Genomic DNA, 8,656 nt, shown 5'->3' with positions numbered 1-8,656 from the left:
CGCGTCTCGCGGGATTTCCTGGGTTCCCGCCTTCGCGGGAACGACGGGCGTTATAACGCTCTTGAAAAGTAGGCCCCGTAGATACGATCTGAAGACCAGATTGATTATCTTCTGGCCAAATGGACATTACTTTTGGCAACCGGTATAGCTCGCGGCGCATGAGCGGGACATTTTTGGGGAACCTTTAATTCATCGTGCTCTCTAATTAAGAAAACACGCTGCTTACAAAATGTTTCCCGATAACGATTACGCAACCGATAGAGCCTGTTAAATTGGAGTACGCAGGAAGGGATATGAAATATTACCCGATGTGGAGTGCTTGATGAAACCTGGCGCAAGTCTTCTGAGCGATGGGCGATGCACGTTCTGTGTCTGGGCGCCGTTCGCGGACGAGGTGCGGGTTCATATTGTCGCTCCCATTGACCGCGTCATACCCCTTACCAAGAGTACCCGAGGCTATCACCACGGGCTGGTGGCCAACGTGGAGCCGCAATCGCTCTATTTTTATCAGCTCAGCGGGCGTCCGGAACGGCCCGATCCCGCTTCACGCAGCCAGCCCCGAGGCGTGCACGGTCCTTCTGAAATCGTCGATCCCGAGTTTCTTTGGAGGGACGAGTCGTGGCCCGGAATTCCTCTTATTGACTACGTGCTTTATGAGCTGCATGTAGGGACCTTCACCCGTGAAGGGACTTTTGACGCGATTATTCCCTACCTGGATGGGCTGAAGGACCTCGGGATCACCGCGATCGAGCTTATGCCGGTGGCCCAGTTTCCCGGCGATCGCAATTGGGGCTATGATGGCGCTTACCCTTATGCGGTCCAGAATTCTTACGGCGGCGCTCAAGGACTGAAAAGGCTTGTGGAAGCCTGCCATGGGCACGGGTTGGCCGTGGTCCTGGATGTGGTTTACAACCATCTTGGCCCGGAAGGCAACTACTTGGCCGAGTTCGGACCGTACTTTACCGATCGTTACAGGACGCTGTGGGGAGACGCGATCAACTTCGACGGCCCGCATAGCGATGAAGTTCGGCGATTCTTTATTGACAATGCCATTTTTTGGGTAACGGAATTCCACATAGATGCTCTACGAATAGACGCGATACACGGAATTTTTGACTTTTCCGCTCGCCATATTCTTGAGGAGTTGGCCGCGGCCGTGCATGAGCGGGCCGACCAGCTAAACCGAAGAATACATGTAATTGCCGAGAGCGATCTTAACGATTCGCGGGTTATTCGCTCGCGGGACGTTGGCGGGTACGGGCTGGACGCTCAATGGAATGATGACTTTCATCACTGCATCCACACACTCCTGACCGACGAACGTGCAGGCTACTACTCGGATTTCGGCGAATTCCAACATCTTGTCAAAGCATTCCGGGAAGGATTTGTATACTCGGGACAACATTCCTCCTACCGATTGCGCGGCCACGGAAACCCCTCGGCAGGGGTTCCGCGCCATCGATTTGTGGTATTCGCACAAAACCACGATCAGGTCGGCAACCGGATCAAAGGGGATCGCTTGAGCGCCCTCGTGAGCCTGGAAGCTCTCAAGCTTGCCGCGGGGGTGGTGCTGCTGTCGCCCTTTATTCCGCTGTTGTTTATGGGTGAAGAATATAGGGAAACAGCCCCTTTCCCCTATTTTGTGAGTCACTCCGATCCGGATCTCGTCGAGGCAGTACGACGCGGCCGCAAAGAGGAATTCGCCTCATTTCAATGGACGTTGAATCCACCGGATCCACAGGCCGAGACCACTTATCTGAGCGCTAAACTCGATCATGAATTGGCTCGCAAGGACCACCATCGGATCCTTTATGAGTATTACAAAGATTTAATACGGGTTCGTAAAGGTTTGCGGGCCCTGATCTATGGTGGAAGTGACCCAATGGAAATTAGCGGGTTCTATCGCGAGCGGACACTAATCTTGCGTCGCCGGCACGATCTCGAGGAAGCGGTCGCCATCTTTCACTTTTCCAACACCTTGTCCGATTTTCTTCTTCCATTGCCTGCCGGTTCGTGGGCCAGGGAAATCGATTCCTCGGAATCCAACTGGGGCGGTCCGGGTAGCACGGTGCCATCAGAGGTCATTTCTGAAGGTGAGTTGTCACTTCGGCTCAATCCGTATTCTATTGTGCTGTTAAGACGCAATTCGGAGTGTGTGGCTTGATGCGTATCCCTGTTGCTACCTACCGGCTCCAGTTCAATCCTGCTTTCGGGTTCCGCTCGGCCAAGAAGATTATCAAATATCTTACCCGGTTAGGCATATCCGATATCTATGCCTCACCCATTTTCAGAGCGAAGAAGGGAAGCCTTCACGGGTACGATGTGGTTGACCCCAATCAACTCAATCCTGAACTGGGCACTACCAAGGATTTTGCGCTCCTCACGGAGGAAGCGCGGAAAAACGGGTTGGGATGGGTCCAAGATATTATTCCGAATCACATGGCCTTTGACAGCGAAAATGAGATGTTGATGGACGTGCTGGAAAAAGGCCAAGGCTCCGATTACTTCTCGTTCTTTGACATTGACTGGGACCATTCATACGAAGGCCTCAGAGGGAGGGTTCTCGCGCCGTTTCTCGGACGATTCTATGGCGAGTCTCTAGAGGACGGGGAGATGAAGCTCATCTACGGGCCAACCGGTCTGATGGTGCGCTACTATGACTTCGCCTTACCGGTAAGAATCGAGTCCTACCACAAGGTTTTCTCTCGGCTCTTGGCACCGCTGAAAAGCAAGCTCGGCGAAGACAACCCCGGTTTTGTAAGGCTGCTGGGAGCGCTTTACGTTTTGAAAACCCTTGCATCCGAAGAGGAAACAGCGGATCGCAACATTACGATACAATTCATTAAGCAACTCCTGTGGAACGAATATTCGCACAATCCTGATTTCAAGAAGTTGATGAACAGGAATGTGCGGATTCTAAACGGACGCGCGGGCAAACCGGAGACCTTCACTTTCCTGGATGATTTGCTCGTTTCCCAGTTATTTAAGTTGTCGTACTGGAAAGTGGCAACCAAGGAAATAAACTACCGACGGTTTTTCAATATTAACGATTTGATATCATTGAGAGTGCAAGATGAAGAGGTATTCGACCGTACCCATCAACTCGTGTTCGACCTTCTTAACGCCGGCGCGATTTCGGGGTTAAGGATCGACCATTTGGACGGGCTGTACGACCCGGCCGGCTATTTGCACCGGATACGGGAAAAGGCTCCGGCCACCTACCTGATCGTAGAGAAGATACTGGACCTCGATGAGGACCTCTGCGAACCCTGGCCCGTGCAGGGCACAACCGGCTATGATTTCATCAATTATGTCACCGGGTTGTTCTGCGATCGAAAGAACAGCAGGACGTTTAATAGAGCGTACGCCAACTTCACGGGATTTCGGGGCGAATTCTCAGAGTTGGCCCGGGAAAAGAAAAAACTGATCATCGTGGAACACATGGCCGGAGACGTTAACAACTTGGCTCAATTGGTAAGAAGCATTTCCAGCCGGGACCGGCACGGCAGGGACATAACCATGTACGGCCTTCGTAGGGCGATAATGGAGGTTTTGGCAGCGTTCCCGGTGTACCGAACATACGTCGATCAGCGAGGCCTTGGCGAGAGTGACCGAAAATACATTCAAGATGCCATTGACGCTGCTACAGCCGTGAATCCGGCATTGATAAATGAATTGAAGTTTGTCAGGCGATTCCTGCTCTTGCAGTTCCCGCCGTACTTGGGCGAAGAAAATAAGAGAGAATGGCTGCAATTTGCCATGAGGTTTCAGCAGTTCACGGGACCACTCATGGCCAAGGGATTCGAAGATACCACGCTCTATGTTTACAACAGGCTGCTTTCTCTGAATGAGGTAGGAGGGAAACCGGATCGCTTCGGCTGTTCGGTAAAAAAATTTCACAGCTTCAACAGAAAAAGGCAACGCCGCTGGCCTGCTTCCCTGAATGCCACCTCCACCCACGACACCAAGCGCGGAGAAGACGTGCGGGCCAGAATCAATGTCTTGTCCGAAATCCCCCTGGAGTGGGAACAGAATCTCAGGAATTGGAACCGAATAAACAAAGCAAAGAAAGAGCGGGTCAAAGGCACCTACGTTCCGGACAAGAATGACGAATACTTCCTTTACCAGACCTTGTTGGGGGCCTTTCCCTTTTCGGAGGAGCAGTACGTCGAATTTGTCGCCAGGATCAAAGAATACATGATCAAAGCGGTCAGAGAAGCCAAGGTACACACCGAATGGATTCAACCGGATACCGCATACGAAGAAGCATACCTTGCCTTTCTGGACAGAATCCTGGAGCCTTCAGACGACAATGCCTTTTTGAAGGAATTCAGGCCGTTCCAAAGGAAGATATCGCATTATGGGGTGCTGAACTCGCTCTCTCAAGCCTTGATCAAAATCACCGCGCCTGGCGTACCGGACTTTTATCAAGGGACTGAACTGTGGGACCTGAATCTTGTTGACCCTGATAACCGAAGGACGGTAGACTTCGAGACAAGAGCGGCATTGCTGGAAGACTTAAGAAGCCGGGCCACGGAAGACCAGCGCAAATTAATACATGAGCTGCTCGCTAATGTTGAGACAGGTAAAATTAAGCTGTTTCTAGTGCACCGGGCCTTGCAAGCAAGGAATGATTCCCTGGACACATTTCAAAAGGGGCGCTACACCGCGTTGCGGACTTACGGACGTTTCGAACATAACATTGTCGCGTTTGCCCGAAATTATGCGGACAAATGGTCGGTGACAATAGCCCCGAGATTTCTCTGCGAGGTGGTGCCCGACGGGGATTTCCCTCTGGGCGATCGCGTTTGGCAGGACACCGGCGTGCTCCTTCCGGAACACTGTGCTCGGTCGTTGAGTAATGTGTTCACACAGGACGTGATTTCAGTTGATAATGTGTTGTCCGTGGGCCAAGCCCTGAAAGATTTCCCCGTGGGGCTACTCATCGGCAAAAGCTGACCCCGCACGCTCCGTTAGATGTGGCGTCCTCCAGAGGAAGCCGCACCGGTCAGTGAATTCGTACAGGAGACAAAATGGCCTCAGATAATGATCAAGTTGGACCTTTTATCGCAAAAGACTGTGCGTTAGTCGGCATAGCTACGGGAATGCGCGCCCAGAATTTGCGCGAGCTTCGAGATCACCTGTCCGGGATTCACCCGGGCAGCATTTATTATCATTTCTGGGGGGCCCTTCTAAGGCCCAGATTTGATGACCCGCAGTACAACAACGATTTTGCCGTCTGGTGTCATTACGCGCTTCATGACGATCCCCTCGCCGAGCGGCTTGCAGTAATTGATCCCACTGATTTCGAGGATCTCGAATCACTGCGACAGGAGATGATAGAGGTTATAGAGGAGCGCCTGGAAGAAATAGAGAGAATCCCGTGGTCGGAGCGGGACCGTCAATTTCATTTTCTTCGCTCTCAGATTGTGGTGTTTGACACGGGAATGCAGATTCAGAGGCCGGAGGACTTGGTCGAGGTTGTCCCTAGGTTGCCGGTGGGCAGTATTTTCTACCATTTTATTGATGCGAGGCGCCGAGAGCCCATTCGGATTGACGATTTTCGCGTTTGGCTGGAAGGATTTGCGGACGTGTATGCGGATTTGCAGGACCGTCTTGCAGCTATAGACCCCTATTTTATGACCTTGACCAAATTGCGTCAGGAGCTGGCTTCCGTGTTTGAAGATTATTTTGGGAAGGTGTCCGCATGAGTGCTATCCAGGATTACGCACCGGTGGTTGGAGACGATGTAATTTATCATCTTCGCCAGCTTGCAGAGCCACTTGGAGGCCTCAAGGTGGTGCACGTAAACTCCACTCGCATCGGTGGCGGCGTTGCCGAGATTCTCCAGAAGCTTGTGCCGCTGAAACAAGACCTGGGGCTTGATGTTCGGTGGGAAGTTATTCGAGGAGAGGAGAAATTCTATCAATGCACCAAGGCTTTCCACAACGGATTGCAGGGAAACCAAACCCCTGTCGCTGATTACTTACTGAAGGTATATGAGGAGACCAACGCGCAGAATGCTGAAGAACTCAGGCCGATTTTGGAAGAAGCGGACATGGTGTTCATCCATGACCCACAGCCTCTGCCGCTTCTGCGGTCGTGTCCCAACCGTAAAGGAAAGTGGGTCTGGCGCTGTCACATTGACCTCAGCCATCCTTATCGGCCAATTTGGAAGTACCTTCGGCAATTCGCCCAAGAGTACGATGCCAGTATCTTTTCCCTGCCTGACTTTGCCCAACCCTTGCCCCATGACCAATACCTGATTTGTCCCAGCATAGATCCATTGAGCGATAAGAACAAGGACATGCCCAAAGGCGAGATTCGCAAAGTTCAGCAAAACTTCGGGATCGACCGTGAAAGACCGACGATGCTCCAGGTATCACGGTTCGACCGGTTCAAGGACCCGTTGGGGGTAATAAAAGCGTTCAGATTGGCAAGGGTCTTTACGCCCTCCTTGCAGCTCGTACTTGCAGGTGGGGAAGCCACCGACGACCCCGAGGGCAGCGCTGTCCTGGCCGAAGTCCATGCTGAAGCCAACGACGACCCGGACATTCGCATCCTGATGTTGCCGCCGGACGCGCATCTCACTGTAAACGCCTTGCAGCGGTCAGCCGATTTCCTGGTCCAGAAATCCGTCAAGGAAGGCTTCGGGCTTACTGTCACCGAAGGGCTTTGGAAAGGTAAGCCGGTGATAGGTGGAGATACGGGCGGCATCCGTCTCCAGGTGGTGAATCATCATACCGGCTTTCTGGTGGCTACGCCGGAAGGAGCGGCTTTGCGCATCAGGTATTTCTTAAGGCACCCCGAAAAGGTTCGAGAAATGGGCCGAAAAGCCAAAGAGTTCGTACGGGAGAATTTTCTAATAACTCGAAATCTCAGGGAGTACCTTAGCCTCATGATGGGGCTTGTTTACGGTGACGAGGACAGGATAGAGCTTGAGAAAAAAGCAAAATGGTGTCCTACCGAGTCATCAATCATGGGTTCTTCGCGGACTTCCTGACCTCGGCAGGCCGGAGCTTTTTCAGGAAAAGCAGGCGTATGTAACGCGCAGAATGCCTTCACCGCCGAGTCCATGAAAGCCAATAGCCGAAAAGCTTCTTGATGAACGGTGTCAGCCGCGTGCGGTTATAGGCGTCCGCTGTCTGTTTCACCGCTTCGGCCTGCGTCGGGTACGGGTGAATAACGCCGGAAATGGTCTTTAGTCCCAAGTTACCCTGCATCGCGAGACTGACCTCACTGATCATTTCCCCGGCATGAGATGCAACTATTGTTGCCCCCACGATCCGATCGGTGCCTTTCCTCACATGCACCTTGACAAAGCCTTCTTCCTCTCCGTCTGCAATGGCTCGGTCCACTTCGCTCAGACGCCTCATGAATGTTTCCACATGGATACCCTTTTTCAGCGCGTCCTTTTCGTACATTCCGACATGAGCAATTTCAGGGTCCGTATAGGTGCACCAAGGCATTGTCAACGCGCTCAGTCTCTTGGAGCCCTTGAAAAGCGTGTTTTGGATGACAATCCTCGCCGCGGCGTCGGCCGCGTGGGTGAATTTGTGGCTCATGCAAACATCTCCGGCGGCATAGATGTTCGGGTTGGTAGTCCTAAGGTGGTCATCGACTTCCACGCCTCGCCTGAGGTCATATTGGACCCCTGCCTTTTCGAGGTCCATATCTTCCACGTTGGGCGCTCGCCCCACGCCTATTAGTATCTCATCCACCGCGACGGATTCCGTCTTGCCGTCGCTCTCAAAACTGATGATCTTTTCACCGTTACTGACCCTCACGTCCCTGACCGCTGATTTGAGAATCAGCCTTACACCTTCCCTTAGGAACGTGTTTTGGATTATGTCGGCGGCATCCGCGTCTTCCCGATCCAGTATATGGGCATTCTTGTGAAGCAGAACCACCTGGCTCCCCAGGCGCTGAAACGCTTGAGCCATTTCACAGCCTATGGGTCCGGCGCCCAGGACTGCCAAACGAGGGGGGCGTTCGGTAAGCGAGAAGACTGTCTCATTCGTGAGGAACCCTGCCTCGGCAAGACCGGCAACCGGCGGGTGCACGGCTCTGGCTCCTGTGGCTATTACAGCTCGTTTAAACCTCAGGCTCTTACCTGCAACCAGCACGCTGTCCGGTCCTGCAAACCTGGCGTGCCCGAGGAACACGTCCACACCCAGGCCTTTGAAGCGATGTACGGAATCGTTGTGACTGATACGAGCCCTCAGACGTCGCACGCGTTCCATGACCGCGGGAAAATCTACCTCAGCGTCTCCGGGGACCTTTATTCCATAATTGCCCGCGTTCCTGATCGCACTGTACACCCTCGACGACCCGATCAGACATTTTGACGGCACGCATCCCACATTCAGGCAGTCCCCGCCAAGGAGAAAAGACTCGACGAGTGCCACTCGTGCCCCAAGTCCGGCCGCGCCCGCGGCCGTAACAAGCCCTGCCGTTCCTGCTCCTATGACCACCAGGTTGTACCGATTCGCGGGCTCGGGGTTGACCCAGTCAGCAGGGTGCACATTTGCCACGAGTTCCCGGTTGTATTGATCGTCAGGCAGGACGGATACGACATAATTTGTGCGATGGGTGTTTTTCACGAAGACCTCCTGTACCAATTTTGCCGCGAGTACCTGTTCAAGCGACATCTGCT

General features: G+C 53.0%; 5 protein-coding genes. 4 read left to right on the top strand and 1 reads right to left on the bottom strand.

Annotated elements, in window-relative coordinates:
• The first annotated feature begins 322 nt into the window (after nucleotides 1–322).
• The 4 genes from treZ to HY913_10085 all read left to right on the top strand — a co-directional run bounded on the left by treZ (nucleotide 323) and on the right by HY913_10085 (nucleotide 7,003).
• Entirely contained in the window at nucleotides 323–2,164 is a 1,842-nt protein-coding gene (treZ, locus tag HY913_10100; GenBank protein ID MBI4963617.1) for a malto-oligosyltrehalose trehalohydrolase, read from the top strand.
• Nucleotides 2,164–4,959: a malto-oligosyltrehalose synthase gene (gene treY, locus HY913_10095; protein ID MBI4963616.1), complete on the top strand. Its 2,796-nt coding sequence runs from the start codon at nucleotides 2,164–2,166 to the stop codon at nucleotides 4,957–4,959. The genes treZ and treY overlap by 1 nt, the downstream gene beginning before the upstream one ends.
• Nucleotides 4,960–5,033: 74 nt before the next feature.
• A complete protein-coding gene (locus HY913_10090; GenBank protein MBI4963615.1) occupies nucleotides 5,034–5,711 on the top strand; it encodes a hypothetical protein in 678 nt (225 codons plus the stop codon).
• Entirely contained in the window at nucleotides 5,708–7,003 is a 1,296-nt protein-coding gene (locus HY913_10085) for a glycosyltransferase (protein ID MBI4963614.1), read from the top strand. Before HY913_10090 ends, HY913_10085 begins: the two co-directional genes overlap by 4 nt.
• 58 nt (nucleotides 7,004–7,061) lie before the next feature.
• On the opposite strand, the gene HY913_10080 is transcribed toward HY913_10085, so the two are convergent.
• Nucleotides 7,062–8,651: a mercuric reductase gene (locus HY913_10080; protein MBI4963613.1), complete on the bottom strand. Its 1,590-nt coding sequence runs from the start codon at nucleotides 8,649–8,651 to the stop codon at nucleotides 7,062–7,064.
• Nucleotides 8,652–8,656 lie beyond the last annotated feature (5 nt).

This window comes from Desulfomonile tiedjei (assembly GCA_016212925.1).
GTDB lineage: Bacteria > Desulfobacterota > Desulfomonilia > Desulfomonilales > Desulfomonilaceae > JACRDF01.
The sequence above is the reverse complement of the archived record's forward strand: the minus strand, read 5'-3'. Positions and strand labels throughout refer to the sequence as shown.